Source organism: Helicobacter mehlei (assembly GCF_007280785.1).
Classification (GTDB): domain Bacteria; phylum Campylobacterota; class Campylobacteria; order Campylobacterales; family Helicobacteraceae; genus Helicobacter; species Helicobacter mehlei.
On record NZ_VKGC01000056.1, the window covers coordinates 1 to 1,017 of the forward strand.

General features: G+C 42.5%; 1 pseudogene. It reads right to left on the bottom strand.

Going from position 1 to position 1,017, the window contains the following annotated elements:
* Positions 1 to 707: 707 nt before the first annotated feature.
* Positions 708 to 1,017: pseudogene (locus tag FNE76_RS08050) on the bottom strand (portal protein); the annotation flags it as partial.

The window sequence follows — 1,017 nt, forward strand, 5'->3', positions numbered from 1 at the left end:
GTGCAAACCTTTACAGACGCTCTTAAAAATTTGGTTTTAAATTACCATATCCCAAAAGAGTTATTGTCTGGGGTACCGTGAGACCCTACCTTTAAATTATGGGCACATAAGATGTGTCTAAAACACTCTGGCTCAAAAAAATTAAGAGTATAGGCACTCCATGTCTTTCTTTTCAAATTATCTGGGCAATGTTACTTAGACACAAAAAATCTAACAGTACCCTGTCCTACCACCAAGCTCTCAAGGCTTACAAAAGGAAGTATTTCTCCAAAATGAAGATGAACCTGAAAAATTAGTCAAAAATGAAAGTATCTGCTTAGGCGAGATCGCTATTGATCCTTTAGATAACTTGTATGGTTTGTTTTCTTGTCATATGGTTCTACCAGTAGTAAAACCTTTGGAGGGCTAGAAAAAATGCGCTAGCATGGCAAAAAGTTAAAAATTTAGGTTTTTTGGTTACAATAGCGTTAGTGGCCCACCCCTTAAGGCTTAAGGGGTGGTTTAGTTTAGTACAGCGGTTGCGCCAACAAGACCGCTATAACCACAAACGCCACGAGCATATCTCTGTTAGGTTCTCCTCTCTAGGAGGCCACCCGCTACACTCCTAACCCTTAAAAGCTCTTTTTAAAGCTCAATGCTCCAAATTTGGCGCAAAAGAGTAACCCAACATTGTAGGGGTATTTTACTCTAAATTGCCCATAAATCCCCTAATACTCCAAATGGTGCGCGCTGGGGTATTTTTGCCACTCTGAGCCTTGGGGCTTTTTAGACTCTGGGCCTTGTTGCCCCTCTATGGCCTGCACTTGGCTAATTTCCTCACTGGTGGTGTGCGCCTGCACTAGTGCCCCTTGTTGGCTGTATTTTTGGGCCTTAGCCTGCAATTCCATAATCTGGGCTTGGATTTTTTGCAATTCTAAAGCCTGTAATTGCTCATTATAGGGGGCTTGGGCTTGTTGGGCTTGCTCTAAAACCTCTACCACATCGGCCACAATGGGGCTATCCATATCCTTTAAGATG